The following is a 20760-nucleotide window of genomic DNA, read 5'->3' as shown; positions in this document are numbered from 1 at the left end:
CGAGGGATCGAGTGCCGGTTCGCTTGCGGCAAAGAACGGCGAGAAAGGGGGTGGCGGCGTGAGCCAGGGAAGGAAGGGGCGTGTGCTGGCGGCCATGAGCGGCGGGGTCGACAGTTCGGTGATGGCGGCCCTGCTGCGGGACCAGGGCTACGAGGTCATCGGCGTCACCATGCAGACGTGGCCCGCCATGGAGCCCGAGGACGAGGCCCGGTACGGGGGCTGCTGCTCCCTGAGCGCCGTCGACGACGCCCGCCGGGTGGCGGAGCGGCTCGGCATCCCCTATTACGTCATGAACATGCGCCAGGATTTCGAGGAGAAGGTGGTCGACTACTTCGTCGGCGAGTACCTGCGGGGCCGCACGCCCAACCCGTGCATCGCCTGCAACCGGTACATCAAGTTCGACGAGTTCCTGCGCCGGGCCGAAGCCCTGGGCTGCGACTACGTCGCCACCGGGCATTACGCCATCGTGGAGTACGACGAGGCGCTGGGCCGGTTCATCCTGCGCAAGTCGGTGGACCGGCGCAAGGACCAGACGTACGTGCTCTACAACTTCACCCAGGAGCAGCTGGCCCGCACCCTGTTGCCCATCGGGCGCTTCGAGAAGAGCCAGGTCCGGCAGCTGGCCGAGGCCTACGGCCTGGTGACGGCGCGCAAGCCGGAGAGCCAGGAGATCTGCTTCGTCAAGGACAACGACCACCGCCGTTTCCTGGAGGAACGGGCCGGCGACCGCATCCGGCCCGGGCCCATCTACGACACCCGGGGCCGGCGGGTGGGGACCCACCGCGGCCTGGCCTACTACACCGTGGGGCAGCGCCGGGGCCTGGGCATCCAGAGCGACCGGCCCATGTACGTGGTCCGCATCCTGCCGGAGAAGAACGCGCTGATCGTGGGCCCGGACACCGCCACCTACGCCCGGGGCCTGCGCGCGGTGGAGGTCAACTGGGTCTCCTGGCCCGGTCTTGCGGGCGAGGCGCCGGTCACCGCCCGGGTCCGGTACAAGTCGCCCGAGGCGCCGGCGGTGGTGCGGACCTTGGCGGGCCGGCAGGACGCGGTGGAGGTCTGGTTCGAGGAGCCCCAGCGGGCCATCACCCCCGGGCAGGCCGTGGTCTTCTACGACGGGGACCGGGTGGCCGGCGGCGGCGTGATCGCGGAGGTACTGGATCCCGTGGCGCCCGGCGACCTGGACGACACCGGGCCCGGCTCCGCCGCCGAGACCGGGGAGCGGCCGGGCGGCGCTCAGCCCGTGGCGGCCGGGCGCGGTGCCACTGCGTAGAGCCAGCGGAACCCGAGGCTGAACCCGAGGCCGAACGGGCTTCCAGGGCCTGTTCACCAAGCCTTCCCAGAAGCGGCGCCGGGGCCCCGGATCCCTCCGATCCGGGGCCCCGGCGCCGCATGGCCCTTCCCCTGCCCGCGCAGATTAAGGAAGAAGCCGAGGGGGGACGGCACCATGCGCTGTCCGGTCTGCGCGGGCAATGCCACCGGGCGCATCGGCCAGAATGAATGGTACTGCTGGGACTGCTGCATCGAGTTTCAGGATCTGGGGTCGGGACGGGTCGACTGCTTCGTTCTCGATTCAGAGGGGAACCGGGTGCGGCTGGCGGCCGGGGCTCCGGCGGCGGCCGAGCCCGTGGAGGGGTGAGCAGGATGGGCGGCCGCTTCTGGGCGGGCGTGGTGGTGGGCGGCCTGGCGATGGCGGCCCTGGAGTGCGCGGGGATGCGGCCGGGCCGGTGGCTGGCGCGGGCCGGCCGGTGGAGCCAGCAGTGGCTGGAGGCACAGGTGCCGCGGCAGCGCCGCCGCCTGGTCCGGTGGATCAGGCCGCGGGCCCAGCGGCTGCTGGCCAGGGCCGGCGCGCGCTAGGCCGGCCCGATGCCGCCGGTGTCCTGGCGCAGGATCCTGGGCGGGGCCGCCCTGATCGCCGCGGGCCTGGGCCTGCTTTACCTGCTGCGGGGCACCTGGCCGCCCTTCGTCCTGGCCCTGGTCCTGACCTACCTGCTGGCGCCGGCCGTGGATTTCCTGGAAGCCCAGGGGTTACGGCGGGCCACGGCCATCCTCCTGCTCTACCTGCTCATCACCCTGGCCGCTGCCGTGGCGCTGGTCTACCTTCTGCCCGGGTTTCTGGACGAGCTGAACCGCCTGGGGACGCAGTTGCCGGGGTACGCCCGCCGGTTGCGGCTGCTGGTGGAGGGGGTGCGCCAGGATGCGGCCCGGGCCACCCTTCCGGCTACGGTGCGCCAGGCGGTGCTGCAGCAGATCGACCGCACCGAGGGATGGGTGACGGCCCGGCTGGCCGACCTGACCGGCGGCCTGGTGGAGGGGCTCCTGGGGGCGGCCCCGCTGCTGCTGGCTCCGGTGCTGGCTTTCTACCTGCTCGACGACCTGCCGCGGCTCCGCCGCTGGGCGCAGGACCGGCTGGGGCGGGGGCACCGCCGCCGCTGGCTTGATCTGGTGCGGGCCGTCGACCAGGTGGTGGGCGGGTTCATCCGGGGCCAGCTGCTGGTGGCCGGCTTCGTGGGGCTGATGGTCACGGCCGTGGCCACCTTTTTCGGCTTGCGCTTTGCCGTGCTGCTGGGGGCGCTGGCGGCCCTGGCCGACCTGATCCCCTATTTCGGTCCCATCATCGGCGCGGTGCCGGTCCTGGCCATGGCGGCCCTGCAGTCCCCGGCCACCGCCCTCAAGGTGGCCGTCGCCCTGCTGCTCGTCCAGTGGGTGGAAAACAGCGTGCTGTCGCCGCGGATCCTGGGACAGCGGGTGGGGGTCCACCCCCTGGTGGTGATCAGCGCCCTGCTGGTGGGCGGCCACCACTTCGGCCTGGCGGGCCTGCTGTTCGCGGTGCCCGTGGCCGGGCTGGCCCACGTCCTGCTGGCCTTCGCCTGGCCGGACTGGGTGGGCGGGCTCGACCGGCTAATTCGCCGGAATCCGGAGCCCGGTCCCCTCCCCGCCGGGCACGGTGAATGCCCTCCCACCGCCCCGGCCCCCAGCCAGGATCGGGGACCCGAGCGGCCCGGTGCGCCGGCCACCGGCGCGGGACAGGTTGCCGGTCCGCCCCCTGCTGCGGGTCCGATGGCACCCGATGCCGCCGGTTCCCGCCGCCTCCCGGGTCGCCGCCGCCGCCAGCGGGCGCCCGCGCCGAAGTAAGGGTGGGGGCGAGGGGGCGGCGGGCGGCCCGCGGCCGGCCGGGCGCCACGGTGGGCGGGCGCGGCGCTGCGGGCCGCCCTACGATCAGGCCTGCCCGCAGCGGGCTCCGGCTGAAGCAGCCCCGGCCCTGGCCGGTCCCCTGCCGCCCCGCACCGCCCTCAGCGGGACGGAGAATCCTGGCGGGCCAGGCGCTGCTGCAGCACTTCAATGCGGCGGCGGAAGGCGTCCCGTTCGAGCACCACCTGCACCTGCCGGCCTTCGGCGATCTTTTCCAGATCATTGTAGGCCTCGACCCGGCAAATCACCCGGTTGCCCTCCACCGCCTCGAGAACGGCCACGGCCCGCACTCTCGCGCCCACGGGGGTCGGGGCCAGGTGCCGCACCTCCACGGCGTAGCCCACCCCTTCCTCATGGGGCTCCAGATAGGGCTCTAGCACCCGCCGCGCCGCATGTTCCAGGTGGTGCACCAGCGACCAGGTGGAGTAAAGGGGGTGGATCACCCGCCCGTCGAAGGCGGCCTGCATGCTGGCATCAACGGTGACCTCCACCTCGGCCCGCAGGCCGGGAACGAACCCGGGTTTCACCGGCATCACCTCGCAGACCCCTTCGCCGCCGGGTCCGGGGCCCCTGCCGGCGGGGTGCCGGGCGGGACACCGCCCCCGGCGAGTTGACGAGCCCCACCGGAAATGGCAAAATGCCGGTGATTCCATGGGGCTGCCGCCCCTGCAGGCGGCAACCCCCGGCGATGACGGGACCAAGCCGCCCGCCCGCCCTGCAGAGAGGGAGCCCCAGGCTGCGAGGTTCCCGGGCGGAGGCGAGCACGCCATCCCGGAGCCCGGTGCACCAAGGAAGCGGCCCCCCATGACGGACGGGCACGCCCTGAGAGACGCGGGCCCCACCGCCCGGGGGCCGGCTCGGCCCCCATGGGGCCGGACGCCGGCGCCCGGGCGCCGGCCGGCCCGGGGCCCGGCTTCCCAAGTGCACCCGGCGGCGCGCCGTTACCGCGCGGATCGGCAGGGCTCGTAGCCTGCACCAGCCCGGCACGGGCCCGCCGACCCACCGAGGCCCCGCCCGTGAGGGCGGGGTGAATCCGGGTGGTACCGCGGCATGCCCGCCCCGGCCCTGGGCCGGCGGCGGTTTTTTCTTTGCCAAGGCAGCGGGATCCTGGCGGGATCCTGAGGGGAGGTGCCAGCCTGTGGCGGCGACCGTGACACCGGCCGGCCGCCCCCATCCTGCGGGGATGCCGGCGGCGGAGATCCGCGAGCGCTTCCTGCGCTTCTTCGAGCGCCATGGCCACACCATCGTGCCGAGTTCGTCCCTGATTCCCAAGGACGATCCGACGCTCCTGTTCACCAATGCCGGCATGGTGCAGTTCAAGGACGTGTTCACCGGCAAGGAGAAGGTGCCCTACCGGCGGGCCACCACGGCCCAGAAGTGCATGCGGGCCGGGGGGAAGCACAACGACCTGGAGAACGTCGGCAAGACCGCCCGGCACCACACCTTCTTCGAGATGCTGGGCAACTTCTCGTTCGGCGATTACTTCAAGCGGGAGGCCATCCACTTCGCCTGGACCTTCCTGACGGAGGAACTGGGCCTGCCCCGCGACCGGCTCTGGGCCACCATCTACCGGGACGACGACGAGGCGTTTCGCCTCTGGCAGGAAGTCACGGGCATCCCGGCGCAGCGCATCGTCCGCCTGGGCGAGAAGGACAACTTCTGGGCCATGGGCGATACCGGCCCTTGCGGACCCTGCAGCGAGATCGTCTACGACCGGGGCGAGGAGTTCCGCTGCGGCGCGGAGACCTGCGCCATCGGCGCCTGCGATTGCGACCGCTGGCTGGAGATCTGGAACCTGGTGTTCATGCAGTTCAACCGGGACGAGAGCGGCCGCCTGGAGCCGCTCCCCCGGCCCTCCATCGACACAGGGATGGGCCTGGAGCGCATCGCCTCCGTCATGCAGGGCGTGGGCTCCAACTTCGACACTGATCTCTTCCGGCCGCTGCTGCGGGCGGTGGAGGACCTGACGGGCCGCCCCTACGAGGGGGGTGAGGCCGGCTTCCCCTTCCGCGTCATCGCCGACCACGCCCGGGCCTGCACCTTCCTCATTGCCGACGGCGTGCTGCCCAGCAACGAGGGCCGCGGCCACGTCCTGCGGCGCATCCTGCGCCGGGCCGTGCGCTTCGGGCGGATCCTGGGCCTGGCGGAACCCTTCCTCTACCGGCTGGTGGATACGGTGGGCGAGGTGATGGGCGACGCCTATCCCGAGGTGCGCCAGCGGGCGGACTATGTGCGCCGGGTGATCCGCGGCGAGGAGGAACGGTTCTTCCGCACCCTGGACCAGGGCATGGCGATCCTGGCCGAGGTGATCGAGCGCGCCCGGCAGCGGGGCGACGGCCTCATCCACGGCGAGGAGGCCTTCGTCCTCTACGATACCTACGGCTTTCCCCTGGACCTGACGGAGGACGCCGCCGAAGAAGCCGGCCTCCGGGTCGACCGGGAGGGCTTCGAGCGGGCCATGGCCGTGCAACGCCAGCGGGCCCGGGCGGCGCGGGAGGTGGAGGAGGGCTGGGATCCCGGCTCCCCCCTGGCCCTGGCCCTGGCGGACGAACCGGCCACGGAGTTCACCGGCTACGAGCGCCTGGAGGACGAGGGCACCGTGCGGCTGCTGGTGCGCCGGGACGAACCGGCCGAGCGGGCAGGGGCCGGCGAGGAGGTCGGGGTGATCCTGGACCGGACGCCCTTCTACGCCGAGCGGGGCGGCCAGGTGGGGGATACCGGCTGGCTGGAAACGCCCCGGGCGCGCCTGGAGGTGCTGGACACCCAGCTCTTGCCCGGCGGACGGATCCTCCACAAGGCGCGGGTGGTGGAGGGGACGGTGCAGGCGGGTGACCGGGCCCGCGCCCGGGTGGACGCGGCCCGGCGGGCGGCCATCATGCGCAATCACACCGCCACCCACCTGCTGCACGCGGCCCTGAAGCGGGTGCTGGGCGATCACGTCAACCAGGCGGGTTCGCTGGTGGCGCCCGATCGCCTGCGCTTCGACTTCACCCATTTCGAGGCGCCGACGGCCGGCCAGCTGCGGGCCATCGAGGATGAGATCAACCAGCAGATCCTGCGGGGCATCCCGGTGCGCTGGTACTGGACCAGCCTGGAGGAGGCCCTCGAGGCGGGTGCCATGGCGCTGTTCGGGGAAAAGTACGGGAGCGAAGTGCGGGTGGTCCAGATCGGCGACTACAGCCTGGAGCTGTGCGGCGGCACCCACGTGGCCTCGACCAGCGACATCGGCCTGTTCAAGTTCACCGCCGAGGGCAGCGTGGCCGCCGGCGTGCGCCGGGTGGAGGCGGTGACGGGCTGGGGCAGCCTGGAGTACCTGCGGCGGCAGGAGGCGGTCCTGGACCGCCTGGCCGGAACCCTGCGGGTGCCGGTGGACGATCTTCCCGCCCGCCTGGAGGCGCTGGTGGAAAGCCACCGGGAGCTGGAACGCCAGCTGCGCCAGCTGCACAGGCGGCTAGCCCGCCAGGCGGCGGACGGCCTGCTGGAAGCGGCGCCCCAGCTGGCAGGTGTCCGGGTGATTGCGGGCGAACTACCGGTGGACGACGCCGAGGTGTTGCGCGAGACGGCCGACTACCTGCGCCAGCGGGCCGGGGAGGCCGCCGTCCTGCTGGGGGCCCGGGCTGGCGAGAGGGCGCTGCTGGTGGCGGCGGTGACGCCTGGTGCCCAGCAGCGGGGCCTGCATGCCGGTCGCCTGGTGGGCGAGGTGGCCCGGCAGGTGGGCGGTGGCGGCGGCGGGCGTCCCGACCTGGCCCAGGCGGGCGGCCGCGATCCCGGCCGGCTGCCGGAGGCGCTGGAGTATGGCCGGCGCCTCTGGATGGAACAGCTGGCCGGGGGGGCGACGGGGGCCAGCCCCAGCTGAGCCCAGCCGCCCGCCGGTCGCCGTGGGCGCCGCGGGCGCCGGGGCGCCGGCGGGGTGGCGCGCAGCCGGAGGTAGAAGCCAGGAGCGGAGGCGAAAGGTGTGCACCAAGGAGCGGAACCGGCCCGGCCGGTGACGGACGGCCAGCCCACCATGTACGGGGGCTTGCCCCTGGCCGCATCCGGCTCCGGCCGGCCGGCCGACCCGGCGGCCATCCTGGCCGCCGTCTACGAGGCGCTGGAGGAACGCGGCTACGATCCCGTGCGGCAGCTGGCCGGTTACCTGCTCTCGGGCGACCCGGCGTACATCACCAGCCACCGGGGTGCCCGGGCGCTGGTGGCGCGCATCGAACGGGATCAGCTGCTGGCGGAACTGGTCCGCACCTACGTGGCGGGCCTGCGGGCCCGGGCGGCCCGGCGCGAGGCCTGAGGGCGGGCTCCCCGCGCCGGGGAAGGCGCGGCCGGGAGCCGTGGGGGCCCAGGGGCGCGGCTTCCGGCAACGCAAGGGGCTGAGCGGGCGGGAAGCGCACCCCGCCCCGCCTCGGGAGTTGGCCGGTTCCGTGCCGGGCCGCCGGCGGGTGGGCCGGGAGCGGGCGGCCCAGGATCGGGGGTCCGGCGCCCGGGGGTCAGCGCAGGTGGGCGGCGGCAGCCAGCTGGTGACCGAACCAGGTCCCCAGGAGGAACCCCGCCACCAGGCCGCCCAGGGCCACCGCCAGCCACAGGGTCTTGAGGCTGGCCACGTAGGCCAGCTCGGCTTTGAATCGCTCCCACCAGCCGGCTCCAGGGCGAGGCTCCGGGGGGATGGGCGCCCCATACGTGCCGGGGCCCCCGTAGTAGCGCCGCACCGGCCGGCCCGGCCGTCGCCTGCGCCGCAGCCGGGGTGGGCGGGGGCGGGGCGCGGGAACCATCGGCTGGGTCACGGGGTTCACCTCGCTTTGCCCGGAAAGCATCCGGCGCAAGGATCGGACGCGGGTCGGCATCGGGCGTTCCCGTCAAAGGGGTTCGTACCGTTGCGGTGACAAGTGCTCTCCCGGGTCGGTTCGTACCGCCGCCCCAGTTCCGCGCGGACCGGCAGGAAGGAGCAAGCCATGATCCCGTTACGCGACACCATTCGCTCGCGGCGCTTCCCGTGGATCACCGTACTGCTGATCGCCCTCAATGTCTATGTGTTTTACGTGGAATGGACCACCGGCCCCACGCCGGAGGCGGGGATCGGCCTCCTGGCGGAGAGGTTTGGGGTCGTTCCCGCCCGCATCCCGCCCCTGGCCCTGTTGCCCCAGGTCGGCCTGGAGCCTTACCTGTCCCTTGTCACCGCCATGTTCCTCCATGGCAGCCTGGTCCACTTGCTGGGCAACATGCTGTTCCTCTGGGTTTTCGGCGACAACGTGGAAGACCGGCTGGGCCGGGGCCGCTATCTCTTGTTCTACCTGCTTGCGGGGCTCCTGGGGAACTACGCCCACGTGGCGGCCAACCCCGATTCCACCATCCCCACCATCGGTGCCAGCGGCGCGGTGGCCGGCGTCCTGGGGGCGTATTTCCTCGCCTTCCCGCGCTCGCGCATCGTCACCTTGATTTTTCTCTTCATCTTCATTACGGTAGCGGAAGTGCCCGCCTGGGTCTTTCTGCTGGTCTGGTTCGGGCTCCAGGTCCTGAACGGGCTGGCCGCCCTGGGCGCCCCCAATGTGACCCTGGTGGCCTGGTGGGCCCACGTGGCGGGCTTTGTGGCTGGGGCTGCCGGCTGGCTTCTCCTGGCGCCCCGCCGGCGGGAGCCGCGCTGGCTGTGAGGGGCCGGCCGGCCGCAAGCGGGTGAACGGCCATGCGCTGGTTGGGGCTCGATCTGGGCAGCCGCGTCATCGGTGTGGCCATCAGTGACCCCGAGGGGATCCTGGCGCGTCCGCTGGCAAGCTTGCCCCGGCAGGGTGATGACCGGGACATCGCCAGGGTGGTCGAACTGGCCCGGCAACACGGCGCCGAAGGCATCGTGGTGGGCTGGCCCCGGCGGCTGGACGGCCGGCGCGGCCCGGAGGCGGAGGCGGCCGAGGAGTTCGCCGCCGGGTTGCAGGCGGCCGGCGTTCCCCGGGTAACCCTATGGGACGAGCGGCTGTCCACCGTCCAGGCGGAGCGGGTGCTGATCGACGCCGACCTCTCCCGGCGCCGGCGCAAGGCGATCATCGACCGCATGGCGGCTACGGTGATCCTGCAGGCCTTTCTCGAAGCGCAGCGCAGGCAACGGGCAACCGGTGGCGAATCTCCCCGCGGGGCACGCAGGCAACGGCCCAGCGGCGGTGAATGTCTCAGCCAGCAGCCTGTGGAGGAAGGTGGTGGGGCAGTGATGGACCTGCCGGAGGAACGCCGGATCGTCACCTTCCGGGACGAGAACGGCGAGGAGCAGCAGTTCGTCGTCATCGACCTGGTGGAAATGAACGACCGCAAGTATGCCATCGTTGCCGACCCTGACGACGAGGAGGAGGCCTTCATCTTCCGCCTGCTCCACGAGGATGACGGCACGCCGGTCCTGGTCGAGATCGAGGACGACGAGGAGTGGGACGCCGTCGCCGAAGCCTGGGAAGACATGGTGGCCGAGGAAGAAGACGAAGCCTACGCCGACGAGATCCTCGGTCCCGACGAGGACGAGTGGGAGGAAGAGGACTGGGACGAGCAGGACCTGGACGACGACGACGCCCTTGACGACGAGGATCTGGACGACCTGGAGGAGCTGGACGGCCTGGACGAGGAGGACGACGAGGAGCCGGGCGAGGATGAGGACGGCGACGACGAGGACGGAGGCGGCTCTTCCGGGCGGCGGCGTTGACCACGCCCCACGGCGGGGCGACCGGGTGCCGGCCCCGCGGGTAGCCCGCGGGGCCTTGCCGCTCCCCGCTCACCGGGGAGGTGCGGCAGCGGCGGCGGCGCCAGGGGGCCTCCTGCCGCGGCGCCCCGGCAGGAGGCCCGGCGCCTGTCACGAACCTTGCGGGAGGTGAGGAGGGCGAGCGGTGCGGCGCACCATCTGGCGGGTCCTGGGGGCGGTCCTGGCGGCGGCGCTGGTGCTGGCCGCCGGGGCGGCCGGCTGGCTCTATCATCGGTATGTCAACGCCCTGGAGCCGCCCCTGCCGGGATCGCCCGTCACCACGGTGGTGCGGGTACCCCGGGGGGCTTCGACCGCTGAGATCGCCAGCCTCCTCCACCGGCAGGGATTGATCCGCGATCCTCTCGCCTTCCGCATCCTGGTCCGGCTGCAAGGGTACGACGGGCGCCTGCGGGCTGGGGTCTACCGTTTGAGTCCCGGCATGCCGGCCGCAGCCGTCCTGGACAAGCTGGCTCGCGGCGACATCCTCACCGCCCGCTTCACCATTCCCGAAGGTTGGACGGTAGCCCAGGTTGTAGAACACCTGGCGGCCGAGGGCCTGGTGACCCGGGAAGGCTTCCGCGCCGCGCTGGACCGGGCGGCCGCGGATTGGCCCTACCTGCCCCGGGATGCCGGCACCCGCAACGCCCTGAAGGAACCCCTGGAAGGATACCTCTTCCCCGACACCTACCGGGTGCCCGTGGACGAGCATGGCCGTGCCGATCCGGCCCTGGTGGTGCGGCTCATGCTGGACCGGTTCCGGCAGGTGGTGGGTCCGGAGGAGGAGGCCCGGGCCCGGCAGATGGGCTTCAGCGTGCACCAGGTCATCACCCTGGCCTCCATCGTGGAGCGGGAGGCCCGGGTGGCGGAGGAACGGCCGGTCATCGCCGGTGTGTACCTCAACCGCCTGGAGCGGAACATGACGCTGGATGCCGACCCCACCGTGCTGTACGCCCTGGGCCGGGCCTCCGGCCGGCTCACCTATGCCGACCTGCGGGTCGACTCACCCTACAATACCTACCGCTACCCCGGCCTGCCGCCGGGCCCCATCGGTGCCCCCGGGGAGGCCGCCATCCGCGCCGTTCTCCACCCGGCCAACGTGGACTACCTGTACTTCGTCCTGCGCCCGGACGGTTCGGGGCGGCACCAGTTCGCCCGCACCCTGGCGGAGCACAACCGCAACGTCCGTGCCTACCGCCAGTCCCTCCAGGAGCGGGACCCGCCGGCGGACCAGGACCGGAACCCGGACCGCTGAGGCCATCGCCCAAATCCGCCGCGGGACAGGTACAGCGGCATCCCGGCATGCATAGCGTGGCAGTGCCCCGCCTGCTGGCCGGCGGCTCGCAGCCGGCCGGTTCGTCCAGCGAACGGGAACAACCGCCGCCCCCGCCCGGCGCGACCCGGAACCGGGGGCCTTACCCGTACAAGGAGGCGCTGCCATGGGACCCGGATGGCTGCTGCTCCTGGGGGCTGCGCTGGTGCGCGGCCTGCTTTACCTGGTCGGCTACCTGCAGACCGGCCGCAGTTTCCCCCAGCCCCTTTCCCCCGAGGAAGAGGCCCACTACCTGGAGCGCATGCGCTGTGGTGACGAGAGGGCACGGGATGTGCTGATCGAACGCAACCTCCGGCTGGTGGCCCACATCGCCAAGAAGTTCGACGAAACCGGCGAAGATCCCGAGGACCTGATCAGCATCGGCACCGTCGGCCTGATCAAGGGGGTGGACACCTACGACCCCTCCAAGGGCACGCGGCTGGCCACCTACGCCGCCCGCTGCATCGAGAACGAGATCCTGATGCACCTGCGGGCCACCCGCCGCAACCGCCGGGAGGTGTTCCTGCAGAACCCCATCGGCGTCGACCGGGAAGGCAACGAGGTGACCCTGATGGACATGTTGCCCGCCGACGATGACGCCGTGGAGGAGACGGTGGGCCGCCGCCTCCTGGCCCGGAGGATCCGCGAGGCGGTCAGAGAGCTGGGCCCGCGGGAACGCCGGGTGCTGGAACTCCGCTTCGGCCTGGACGGCAGGCGCCGCTACACCCAGCGGGAGGTGGCGCGGGTGCTGGGCATCTCCCGGTCCTACGTCTCCCGCATCGAGAAGCGGGCGGTGCGCAAGCTGACCCGTCACGTGCTGGACGAACCCGGTCCCTTGCCCGAGGCCGCCGGCGACGGTGACGAGCCCTAGAATCGCCGTATAATGGGGCGGGATGCTGGGAAAGGAGCCCCTGCTGTGCGGCGGTTGTGGCGGCTGCTGACGCCGGATCTGGTGGCCCCCTCGATCTATGCCATCCGCTGGGATGAGTTGCGCGCCCGCGGGGTGCGGGGCCTGATCCTCGACCTGGACAACACCCTGGCCCGTCGCGATCAGCCCCTGCCCGACGAGGCCCTGCGCCGCTGGCTGGACGAGGCCCGGCAGCAGGGCTTTGCCGTGTGCATCCTCTCCAACAACCTGGAGCAGCGGGTGCAGCGGTTCGCGCGGGCCTGCGGCGTCCCCGCGGTCCACTCGGCCACCAAGCCCCGCCGGCGCGCCTTCCTCCGCGCCCTCCAGACCATCGGTGCCGAACCTTCCCAGGCCGCGGTGATCGGCGACCAGATCTTCACCGACGTCCTGGGCGGCAACCGCCTGGGGATGGTCACGGTGCTGGTCACGCCCCTGCCCGGCCGCGAGTTCATCGGCACCCGTTTGGTCCGGGTGGTGGAGCGATGGGTCCTGCGCCGGCTGGCTCAGCCGGGCGGGCCGCGGACCTGAGCCGACCCAGGGGCCCGGGCGCCCAGGACCCCTTGCGGATCGGGGTGGCGATCCGCGCTGATTCCACCCGGCCGGCGGCCTCGCCTTGCCCGCACCCTTAATCGCTTTTCCCCTGTTCCGATAACTTGGGAAGAACGCGGCACCGGCGCCCGCCGGCGTCCGGTGCCGGCCGGCGGTGGTGCGGGTGGAGGCGGCGGTCCCGGGTTCCCTCGACCCCGTGGCGCTGGACCGGGTCCTGCGGGAGACCCTGACGGCCGTGGAGCGCGGGCGGGAACAGGTCTTCTTCATCGCCGAGCAGGCCCGGGAGGAATACCGGGAAGCGGCTCGCGAGCTGGACGAGGTCCGGGCCCAGGTGGCGGAGCTCATCGCCCAGGTGGACGACCTGGCCCGCCGCCAGCAGCGGGCCCGGCTGCGGCTGGTGGAGATCTCCCGCCATTTCCAGCGCTACGGCGAGGAGGCCTACCGCGAAGCCTATGAGGAGGCGATGCAGCTCCACGAGCAATGGGTACGCGCCCAGGAACGGGAGGCGCAGCTGCGCCAGCGCCGGGATGAGCTGGAGCGGCGGCTGCGGCGGCTGGGCGAGACGGTGCGGCGGGCAGAAGAGCTGGCGGGCCACATCCGCCTGGCGCTGGAATTGCTCTCGGGCAAGCTGGGGCAGCTCCTGGGCCAGGCGGCGGACCTTCAGCGGCGGCTGCAGGTGGGCCTGATGCTGCTGAAGGCCCAGGAGGAGGAGCGGCGGCGGCTGGCCCGGGACATCCACGACGGTCCCGCCCAGATGCTGGCCAACGTGGTGCTGCGGGTGGAGGTCTGCCAACGGCTGCTGGACGAGGACGTGGGCCGCGCCCGGGAGGAACTGGAGCGCCTCAAGGCCCTGACCCGGGAGAGCCTGCAGGACGTGCGCAAGATCATCTTCGATCTGCGGCCCATGGCCCTGGACGACCTGGGGCTGATCCCGGCCCTCCGGCAGTATGTGGCGGGCTTCGTCGACAAGACCGGCCTCGAGGTGGAGCTGGTGACCCGCGGGGCGGCCCGCCGGCTCGACCCCGCCGTGGAGATCACGGTCTACCGCATCCTTCAGGAAGCGCTGAACAACGTGTGGAAGCATGCCGGCGCCAGCCGGGTGGTCATGCGGGTGGAGTTTGCCGCACGGCGGCTGTGGGCGGAAGTGGCCGACGACGGCTGCGGGTTCGACCCCGCCGCGCCCCGCGGTGCCGACCGCTTTGGCCTCGCCAACATGCAGGAGCGGGTGGCCATGGTGGGCGGCCGCATCGACATCCAGAGCCGCCCGGGGCAGGGCACGCGGGTGCGCCTTGAGATCCCGCTGGGGAGGGAAGAAGACGGCCATGCCGATCCGGGTCCTGATCGCTGACGACCACGCCCTCCTGCGGGAGGGCCTGCGCCAGGTGCTCCACCTGGAACCGGACATCGAGGTGGTGGGCGAGGCGCGCAACGGGGCCGAGGCCGTCCGCCACGCCGCCCGGTTGCGGCCCGACCTGGTGGTGATGGACATCAACCTGCCCGACATGTCGGGCATCGAGGCCACCCGGCAGATCCGGGCGGCTTCCGCCTCGACCCAGGTGCTGGTGCTGACCATCCACGACCAGGAGGAGTACCTGCTGGAGGCCATTGCCGCCGGGGCCAGCGGGTTCGTCCTGAAGGATGTGGAGCCCCGCACGCTGGTGGAGGCGGTGCGCCTCTGTTGCCGGGGCGAGGGCTACGTCCACCCCACCCTGTCGGCCCGGGTGCTCAATCTGGGTACGCGGCGGCGGGAGCGGTGGACGCCGCTGGGCGGGGGCATCCCCGAGCCCCTGACCCGCCGGGAGTTCGAGGTGCTGCAGCTGGTGGCCGAGGGCGTTTCGAACCGGGAGATCGGCCAGCGGCTCTTCATCAGCGAAAAGACGGTGAAGAACCACATCACCTCGATCTTCCGCAAGCTGGGCGTCGCCGACCGCACCCAGGCGGTGATCCACGCCATCCGGGAGGGCTGGGTCAAGGTCTAGGCGGGGCGCGGTGAACGGGGGATGAACCGGCGGGTTGCGGGCGGCCGGCCCGGAGGGGGCCGGCCGCCCGGCTGCTTGGGGCCAGCCTGGCCGGGTCCCACCGGAGCCCCTGCCGGCGGGAACCGCCGGGAAGCCGCCCCGCATGGCCCGCGCGGGTGGCCCCCTGGGACCCGGGTCCCGGCCCCCGATTGGGACCTGGGGACCGCCGAAACGCGACCTTCAGGCCATTGGCCGCCCCTGGCCCGCCCCGTAGGCTGGAATCAGCAGGACACGCCGCGCGGTGACCGGGACGACGGGTGGCGCAAGGAAGCCCGGTGGTCCGCCGGCGAGGAAAGGAGGGCGGTGCCATGCTGCGGCTCATGGCCTGGTGGGAGGGCGTGAAGTTCCGGATGCGGGATGAGGCGGGACAGGGCATGGTGGAGTACGGGCTGATCATTGCGCTCATTGCGGTGGTCCTGATCGGTGCGCTGGTGGCCATGCAGGGCGGTTTGAGCAACATCTTCAACGGCGTGGCCGATACGCTGAACAACCCTCAGGGTGCCACTGGCAACTGAGGCAGCGGTCTCACCGGCGCCGCGACGCAGAAAGCTGCAACCCAGTTTTCCCCCCACCCCATCATAGGACTCCCCCCGCGCGGCGGCGGGGCCGCGGCCTGAGGCCCGCGCCCCGCCGCCGCGCTCCCTATCCAGGGAGGTTCGGATCACCTTGCCGTTCCCGGCGGCTGGTTGCAAAAGAAGCGGCCATCGGCACCGGCCAGCAGGGCGTCGCCTGGACCGCCACCAGCAGGGCCAGTCCCTGGTCGAGCTGGCCGTGCTGTTGCCCGTCCTCTTGCTGATCCTCATGGGGGTTCTGGATTTCGGGCGTTATTTCTATGCGGGCCTGACCGTCCGCCATGCCGCGCGGGAGGGCGCCCGTTACGGCGCCGTCCACCCCGGGGACGACGCGGGGATTCGCCAGCGGGTGGAGGCCGCCGCCACCGGCCTCGATGCCGGTCACCTGGTGGTTCAGGTGGATCCGCAGCCTGCGCAGCGCAGGGTGGGGGAGCCCCTGACCGTCCTGGTTCGCTACCCGTTCCAGTTCATCACGCCGCTGGCCGGCCTGGTGGGAGAGGAGCACCTCCTTCAGGCGGCCGTGGTGGTCCGCATCGAGTGACCCCGGGGGCCGGGGCGGGACCCGTCCGTATCCGGACCGGGTTTCCCCATCCCGGGGCGAGGGGAGGCCGCAGGGGGATGAGATGTCACCGCCGAGTGGGCTTCCCCGGGGCCGGCGACGGGAGCCGTTCCCAGCAGGGCGGCGTGGCGGTCCTGGTGGCCATTAGCCTGGCGGTCCTCCTGGGGATGGCCGGCCTGGCCGTGGACGGAGGCCGCCTGTACGCCGAGCGGGCCCGCCTGCAGGCGGCCACCGACGCCGCCGCCCTGGCGGGGGCCGCCGCCCTGCCGGAGGAACCGGCCCGGGCCCGGGACCTGGCGGAGGAGTACCTCCGCCGCAACGGGGTCGATGCCGGCGGCGCGCGGATCCAGATCGGGCCCGGCGGCCGCACCCTGCGGGTGGAGGCGGCGGCCACGGTTCCCCTGGGCCTGGCCCGGGTTCTGGGTCCCGAGGCCGTGCCCGTGCGGGCGGCCGCCACGGCGGCGGTGGCCGCCGCCCGGGCGGTGCGGGGGGTTCAGCCCTACGGTGTGGACGAGCAGGTGTTCCTGCCCGGCCACCGGTACACCCTGGTGCTGGACCGCCCCGGCTCCCCCGGCAACTTTCACCTGCTGGCGCTGGGGGGGCGCGGGGCCGACACGGTACGGGACAACATCCGCCACGGTTACCCCGGCTGGGTGCGGGCCGGCGATGAGCTCGAGACCGAACCCGGGCGCAATACGGGTGCGGTGGCCGCCTACCGGGAACGCCTTGAGGCCGATCCTCACAGCACCTACGAAAACTTCCGCGCCGACTCGCCGCGGGTGGTGATCGTTCCTGTGATTCGCGGCTTCGACGCCGCCACGGGCCGCGACCGGGTCACCGTGACCGGTTTTGCTGCGTTCTTCCTGGAGGAGGCTCGGGAAGGCGAGGGCCAGGTGGTGGGCCGCTTCATCCGCCTGTGGGTGGAGGGTGAGGCCGGGGGCGATCCGGAGGGCGCGGGGGTGCGGGTGGTTCGCCTGGTCGATTAGCCGGGGTGGGCGGGCGGGGCGGGCCGCCCGCTTCCCCAGCGCCGCCGCCGGTCCCGGGGTCGAACCGGCCCGCCCCCGAGGGGGGTCCGGTCCTGCCGGCGGGGGCGCGGGGACGGCCCGCCGGCCCGGGGCAGGGTGGCGGTCCGGCTGCCGGTTCGGGCCGGGGCCGGGCGACAGGGGGTGGACCGCAGCCTGGGGGCAAGGCGCGGTCCCGCGGGAAGGAGACGGAGCATCGTGAGCCGTGGACGAATGGTGCGCTACCTGCTGCTGCCCGTGCTGGCCGGGCTGGCGGTGACCATCCTGGTGGCCTTCTACGTCCGGGTGCCGGCAGGGGAGGCGGGGGAGGAGCCGAGGGTGCCCGTGGTGGTGGCCACCCGGCCCGTTCCCGCCCAGACCCCCCTGCAGGCCGACATGCTGGCCGTGCGCCAGGTGCCGGCCGATGTGGTGGGCCGGGGTGCCGTCAGCCGGATCGAAGAGGCCGCCGGCAAGGTGACCAAGGTGCCCCTGGCCGAAGGCGAGTTCGTCCTGACCAGCAAGCTGGCGCGCGGCGATGGCAGCGATGGCCTGGCCTACCGCCTGCCCGAGGGGACCCGGGCCCTCACCATTGCCGCCGACCCGGTCCTGGCGGTGGGCGGGTTCGTCCAGCCTGGAGACCGGGTGGACGTGCTGATCGGCCTGCCCGGCGGGAAGCCGGGGGTCGAACAGCCGGAAGCCCGGATCCTGGTGGAGAACGTGCTGGTCCTGGCCGTGCAGCAGGACACGGCCGCCGAGGGGGAACCGGCCGGCGACGGGCTGACCCACCTGACGCTGGCCGTGGCGCCGGCCCACGCCGCCGCCATCGTCCTGGCCGAGCAGGAGGGCCGCTTGCGGCTCCTGCTGCGTCCCGCCGGGGACGGCCGGCCCGCCGGAGCCGTCACGGCCCGCCTGGCCGACCTGGTCCGCTAGGGCGTGCCCGACCATGGCGTGCCCGGCGGACCGGAAAGCGGGGGTGCCGCGCCGGTCCCCCCGCGCCGCCGCCCGTCCAGCCGGCCCGGCAGCGAGGCGGGGTGGGCCGAGTTCAATGCCTGCGCAGGGAGGGGAGGGAAAGCGGGATGGTGGGATGGATGGGCCTTGGGTCGAACGGCCGGGAGGCCGGAAGAGGAGCGGCCGGACCCGCGGATCGCCGCCACCCTGAACGACCGGTTCCGGCCGAGGGGGGCGCCAGGGACCCGGTGCCCGGGCCGGGCAAGGCGCCCGGCCCCATGCCGGGGGGCGGGGCAGGGGCCGGGCCGGTACCTGCCCCGCGGCCGGAGCGGATCCGTGTCCTGGTGGTGGAAGACGCCGAACCCGTGCGCCGCAGCCTGGTGGAGATGCTGGAGATGGAACCCGACTTCCACGTGGTCGGGGAGGCCGCCGACGGGGAAGCGGCGGCCGCCATGGCGGCGGACCTGCGTCCCCACGTCATCCTGATGGACATCAACCTGCCGCGCCTGGATGGGCTGGCGGCGGCGGAGCGGATCCTGCGGCAGCTGGATACCCGCATCGTCATGGTGTCCGTGGAGAACGGGCCGGAGTACTTCCGGCGGGCGATGCAGGCGGGCGCCTGCGATTTCCTGGTCAAGCCCTTCTCCCCCGATGCCCTGGCGGAGGCCGTGCGGCGGGCGGTGCCCCCTGCCGGCGAACCGGCCCTGGTCACCCCTCAGGGAGGCCGTGGCCGGCTGATCACCGTCTTCTCCGCCAAGGGCGGCGTGGGGAAGAGCACCCTGGCGGTCAACCTGGCGGTGGCCCTGGCCAAGCGGCCCGACCGGCGCACGGTCCTGGTCGACCTGGACCTGGAGCTGGGCAGCGCCGCCATGCTGCTGGGGATCCGTCCGCGGGCCACCCTGGCCGATCTCTGCCGCCGGGAGGGTGCTCTGGACCCGCAGGCCGTGGCGCCCGCCCTGCATCCCGTCAGCGGGTTCCGCCTGTCCCTGCTGCCCGCACCCCTCTTTCCCCACGAGGCGGCGGAAATCGAAGGCGAGGGCCGGCGGGATCCCGCCCGCAACTACACGGCGGAGGTGCTGGAAGCCCTGCGGTCAACCCACGATTTCGTCGTGGTGGACACGGCGGCCAACTACCGGGATTCCAACCTGACGGCGTTCGACATGTCGGACCTCCTGGTGGTGGTGACGACCAGCGACATTCCGGCGGTAGCCAACACCGCCAAGTGCCTCGACCTGCTGATCCAGAAGCTGGAGTACCCCGAGGAAAAGGTCCGGGTCGTCCTGAACCTGCATGAACCCTCGGGTCTGACGCCCGATGAGGTGGCCCACGGCCTCAACTTCCCGGTGGCCCACGTGTTGCCCCGGGATCCGGTGGCGGTGCAGGCGGCCAACGCGGGGGTACCCTTTTGCGCCCGCCGGACCCGCTCGCCTCTAGGGGATGCCGTCGAGGGCCTGGCCGAGAAGCTGGCCCCTTCGGTCCTGGGCGCGCCGGTCCGGCCCGCGGGGCGCCGCCTTTCGCTGCTGGGTTTGTTCTAGTCCCGGGCGTGGAACGTTCGGAGGCGCCGGTTCAGGCCGGCCAAGGGGGGAATGCCTGTGGGTTCAAGCCTCTACCAGCGCCTTAAGGACAAGCCCTGGGAGCCGCCGGTGGAACTGGAGGCGGAACGGTCGTCCCGGAGCCGGGACGGTGGCCGCGGCGACGGGCCGGCAGCGGACGATCCCCACCGGGCGTTGAAAAACCGAATCCAGTTGCGGCTCATCGACGAGGTGGACGCCCGGGCGCTGGTTCGTCCGGAAGGTCCCAGCGAGGAACAGCGGGCGGCCATCCGCGCCAAGATCCTGGAGTACCTGGCGGAAGAAGAGTCCGTCTCGCCCTTGGAGCGGGAGAGCCTGGCCGAAACCCTCATGGCGGAGATCCTGGGGTTCGGGCCGCTGGAAGCGCTGCTGCAGGACCCGGAGATCAGCGAGATCATGATCAACGCCCGGGACCAGGTCTACGTCGAGCGGCGGGGCCGGCTGGAACGGGCGCCGGTCCAGTTCGAGGACGACCGGCAGATCCTGCATCTCATTGAAAAGATCGTCGCCCCCCTGGGACGGCGGATCGACGAGGCGAGTCCCATGGTGGATGCCCGCCTGCCCGACGGGTCCCGGGTCAACGCCATCATCCCGCCCCTGGCCCTGCGCGGGCCGTGCCTCACCATCCGCAAGTTCAGCCGCGACCCGCTGCAGGTGGACGACCTGATCCGGTTTGGCACCCTCAGTCCCCGGATGGCCGTGTTCCTGGAGGCGGCGGTCCGCGGCCGGCTGAACATCATCGTCTCCGGCGGAACCGGCTCGGGCAAGACCACGACCCTCAACGTGCTCTCGTCCTTCATCCCGCCGGACGAGCGGATCATCACCATCGAGGACGCCGCCGAGCTGCAGCTCCGCCAGGAGCACGTGGTGTCCCTGGAGACCCGCCCGCCCAACATCGAGGGCCGGGGCGAGGTGACCATCCGGCAACTGGTCCGCAACAGCCTGCGCATGCGCCCCGACCGGATCGTGGTGGGTGAGGTGCGGTCGGGCGAGGCGCTGGACATGCTGCAGGCCATGAACACCGGCCACGACGGCAGCCTGACCACGGCCCACGCCAACAGCCCGCGGGACCTGCTGTCGCGCCTTGAGACCATGGTGCTGATGGCCGGAATCGACCTGCCGGTGCGGGCCATCCGGGAGCAGATCGCGTCGGCCATCGACCTCATCGTCCACCAGAGCCGGTTCAAGGACGGCACGCGCAAGATCACCCACATCACCGAGGTCCAGGGCATGGAGGGAGACGTCATCGTGCTGCAGGACCTCTTCCTGTTCCAGGCGTACGGGGTGGACGCCAACGGCCGGGTGATGGGCGAGTTCGTCGCCACGGGCATCCGGCCCCGATGCCAGGAGCGGCTGGAAGCGGCGGGAATCGTCCTGCCGCCGGGGCTTTTCGACTGAACCGGTTCGGGGACGGAGCCGCCGGACGGGCGGGGG

The 20760-nt window shown here is 72.7% G+C and carries 21 protein-coding genes; 19 read left to right on the top strand and 2 right to left on the bottom strand.

Going from position 1 to position 20760, the window contains the following annotated elements; all coding sequences use genetic code 11:
- Positions 1–58: 58 nt before the first annotated feature.
- The 4 genes from mnmA to DYI95_RS06100 all read left to right on the top strand — a co-directional run bounded on the left by mnmA (position 59) and on the right by DYI95_RS06100 (position 3135).
- Positions 59–1273 carry a tRNA 2-thiouridine(34) synthase MnmA gene (gene mnmA, locus DYI95_RS06115; RefSeq protein ID WP_116900655.1) on the top strand — a complete coding sequence of 405 codons (1215 nt, stop codon included), beginning with the start codon at positions 59–61 and terminating at the stop codon, positions 1271–1273.
- 174 nt (positions 1274–1447) lie between these two features.
- Positions 1448–1639 carry a hypothetical protein gene (locus DYI95_RS06110; RefSeq protein ID WP_116901325.1) on the top strand — a complete coding sequence of 64 codons (192 nt, stop codon included), beginning with the start codon at positions 1448–1450 and terminating at the stop codon, positions 1637–1639.
- A gap of 5 nt (positions 1640–1644) precedes the next feature.
- A complete protein-coding gene (locus DYI95_RS06105) occupies positions 1645–1857 on the top strand; it encodes a hypothetical protein (RefSeq protein WP_116901326.1) in 213 nt (70 codons plus the stop codon).
- Positions 1858–1866: 9 nt separating this feature from the next.
- Positions 1867–3135, top strand: coding sequence for an AI-2E family transporter (locus DYI95_RS06100; protein ID WP_116901327.1), 1269 nt, complete (start codon positions 1867–1869; stop codon positions 3133–3135).
- A gap of 158 nt (positions 3136–3293) precedes the next feature.
- Here the strand turns inward: DYI95_RS06100 and DYI95_RS06095 are convergent, their stop codons facing one another.
- Entirely contained in the window at positions 3294–3725 is a 432-nt protein-coding gene (locus DYI95_RS06095) for a thioesterase family protein (RefSeq protein ID WP_243149951.1), read from the bottom strand.
- 650 nt (positions 3726–4375) lie between these two features.
- Between DYI95_RS06095 and alaS the strand changes: the two genes are divergently transcribed.
- Positions 4376–7048 carry an alanine--tRNA ligase gene (gene alaS / locus DYI95_RS06090; protein ID WP_116901336.1) on the top strand — a complete coding sequence of 891 codons (2673 nt, stop codon included), beginning with the start codon at positions 4376–4378 and terminating at the stop codon, positions 7046–7048.
- A gap of 150 nt (positions 7049–7198) precedes the next feature.
- Positions 7199–7474, top strand: coding sequence for an IreB family regulatory phosphoprotein (locus DYI95_RS06085; RefSeq protein WP_243149950.1), 276 nt, complete (start codon positions 7199–7201; stop codon positions 7472–7474).
- A 196-nt stretch (positions 7475–7670) separates the two neighbouring features.
- On the opposite strand, the gene DYI95_RS06080 is transcribed toward DYI95_RS06085, so the two are convergent.
- Positions 7671–7964 (bottom strand): hypothetical protein, encoded by a 294-nt coding sequence (locus DYI95_RS06080; protein ID WP_116901329.1) that lies wholly within the window; start codon positions 7962–7964, stop codon positions 7671–7673.
- Positions 7965–8132: 168 nt separating this feature from the next.
- Between DYI95_RS06080 and DYI95_RS06075 the strand changes: the two genes are divergently transcribed.
- From DYI95_RS06075 to DYI95_RS06015, 13 genes are all read left to right on the top strand, one after another.
- Positions 8133–8828 carry a rhomboid family intramembrane serine protease gene (locus DYI95_RS06075; RefSeq protein WP_116901330.1) on the top strand — a complete coding sequence of 232 codons (696 nt, stop codon included), beginning with the start codon at positions 8133–8135 and terminating at the stop codon, positions 8826–8828.
- Positions 8829–8860: 32 nt separating this feature from the next.
- Positions 8861–9856, top strand: a complete 996-nt coding sequence (gene ruvX / locus DYI95_RS06070; RefSeq protein WP_116901331.1) for a Holliday junction resolvase RuvX — start codon at positions 8861–8863, stop codon at positions 9854–9856.
- Positions 9857–10037: 181 nt separating this feature from the next.
- Entirely contained in the window at positions 10038–11144 is a 1107-nt protein-coding gene (gene mltG / locus DYI95_RS06065) for an endolytic transglycosylase MltG (RefSeq protein WP_116901332.1), read from the top strand.
- A 184-nt stretch (positions 11145–11328) separates the two neighbouring features.
- The gene (gene sigK / locus DYI95_RS06060; RefSeq protein WP_116901333.1) at positions 11329–12072 is read left to right on the top strand and encodes an RNA polymerase sporulation sigma factor SigK; all 744 of its coding nucleotides are present in this window, start codon (positions 11329–11331) and stop codon (positions 12070–12072) included.
- A 45-nt stretch (positions 12073–12117) separates the two neighbouring features.
- Entirely contained in the window at positions 12118–12636 is a 519-nt protein-coding gene (locus DYI95_RS06055; RefSeq protein ID WP_116901334.1) for a YqeG family HAD IIIA-type phosphatase, read from the top strand.
- A 184-nt stretch (positions 12637–12820) separates the two neighbouring features.
- Positions 12821–14005, top strand: coding sequence for a sensor histidine kinase (locus DYI95_RS06050; RefSeq protein ID WP_116901337.1), 1185 nt, complete (start codon positions 12821–12823; stop codon positions 14003–14005).
- Entirely contained in the window at positions 13980–14636 is a 657-nt protein-coding gene (locus DYI95_RS06045; protein WP_006904733.1) for a response regulator transcription factor, read from the top strand. The genes DYI95_RS06050 and DYI95_RS06045 overlap by 26 nt, the downstream gene beginning before the upstream one ends.
- 347 nt (positions 14637–14983) lie before the next feature.
- A complete protein-coding gene (locus DYI95_RS06040) occupies positions 14984–15190 on the top strand; it encodes a Flp family type IVb pilin (protein ID WP_116901338.1) in 207 nt (68 codons plus the stop codon).
- Positions 15191–15341: 151 nt separating this feature from the next.
- Entirely contained in the window at positions 15342–15788 is a 447-nt protein-coding gene (locus tag DYI95_RS06035; protein WP_116901339.1) for a TadE family protein, read from the top strand.
- A gap of 77 nt (positions 15789–15865) precedes the next feature.
- Positions 15866–16792: a Tad domain-containing protein gene (locus DYI95_RS06030; protein ID WP_116901340.1), complete on the top strand. Its 927-nt coding sequence runs from the start codon at positions 15866–15868 to the stop codon at positions 16790–16792.
- Positions 16793–17026: 234 nt separating this feature from the next.
- A complete protein-coding gene (gene cpaB / locus DYI95_RS06025) occupies positions 17027–17737 on the top strand; it encodes a Flp pilus assembly protein CpaB (protein WP_116901341.1) in 711 nt (236 codons plus the stop codon).
- A 296-nt stretch (positions 17738–18033) separates the two neighbouring features.
- Positions 18034–19290, top strand: coding sequence for a response regulator (locus DYI95_RS06020; protein WP_243149649.1), 1257 nt, complete (start codon positions 18034–18036; stop codon positions 19288–19290).
- A 57-nt stretch (positions 19291–19347) separates the two neighbouring features.
- Positions 19348–20724, top strand: a complete 1377-nt coding sequence (locus tag DYI95_RS06015; RefSeq protein ID WP_116901343.1) for a CpaF family protein — start codon at positions 19348–19350, stop codon at positions 20722–20724.
- Positions 20725–20760 lie beyond the last annotated feature (36 nt).

The sequence above is a fragment of the Thermaerobacter sp. PB12/4term genome (assembly GCF_003403315.2).
Taxonomy (GTDB): domain Bacteria; phylum Bacillota; class Sulfobacillia; order Thermaerobacterales; family Thermaerobacteraceae; genus Thermaerobacter.
This window is presented reverse-complemented; position numbering and strand designations above follow the sequence as displayed.

Excerpts from the sequence above, each read along its gene's own strand:
- sigK (WP_116901333.1), top strand. The coding sequence starts at position 11,329 with ATGGGACCCGGATGGCTGCTGCTCCTGGGGGCTGCGCTGGTGCGCGGC.
- DYI95_RS06075 (WP_116901330.1), top strand. The coding sequence starts at position 8,133 with ATGATCCCGTTACGCGACACCATTCGCTCGCGGCGCTTCCCGTGGATC.
- DYI95_RS06100 (WP_116901327.1), top strand. The coding sequence starts at position 1,867 with ATGCCGCCGGTGTCCTGGCGCAGGATCCTGGGCGGGGCCGCCCTGATC.
- DYI95_RS06045 (WP_006904733.1), top strand. The coding sequence starts at position 13,980 with ATGCCGATCCGGGTCCTGATCGCTGACGACCACGCCCTCCTGCGGGAG.
- alaS (WP_116901336.1), top strand. The coding sequence starts at position 4,376 with ATGCCGGCGGCGGAGATCCGCGAGCGCTTCCTGCGCTTCTTCGAGCGC.
- DYI95_RS06105 (WP_116901326.1), top strand. The coding sequence starts at position 1,645 with ATGGGCGGCCGCTTCTGGGCGGGCGTGGTGGTGGGCGGCCTGGCGATG.
- DYI95_RS06095 (WP_243149951.1), bottom strand. The coding sequence starts at position 3,725 with ATGCCGGTGAAACCCGGGTTCGTTCCCGGCCTGCGGGCCGAGGTGGAG.
- ruvX (WP_116901331.1), top strand. The coding sequence starts at position 8,861 with ATGCGCTGGTTGGGGCTCGATCTGGGCAGCCGCGTCATCGGTGTGGCC.
- DYI95_RS06020 (WP_243149649.1), top strand. The coding sequence starts at position 18,034 with ATGCCGGGGGGCGGGGCAGGGGCCGGGCCGGTACCTGCCCCGCGGCCG.
- DYI95_RS06110 (WP_116901325.1), top strand. The coding sequence starts at position 1,448 with ATGCGCTGTCCGGTCTGCGCGGGCAATGCCACCGGGCGCATCGGCCAG.
- DYI95_RS06040 (WP_116901338.1), top strand. The coding sequence starts at position 14,984 with ATGCTGCGGCTCATGGCCTGGTGGGAGGGCGTGAAGTTCCGGATGCGG.
- DYI95_RS06085 (WP_243149950.1), top strand. The coding sequence starts at position 7,199 with ATGTACGGGGGCTTGCCCCTGGCCGCATCCGGCTCCGGCCGGCCGGCC.
- DYI95_RS06030 (WP_116901340.1), top strand. The coding sequence starts at position 15,866 with ATGAGATGTCACCGCCGAGTGGGCTTCCCCGGGGCCGGCGACGGGAGC.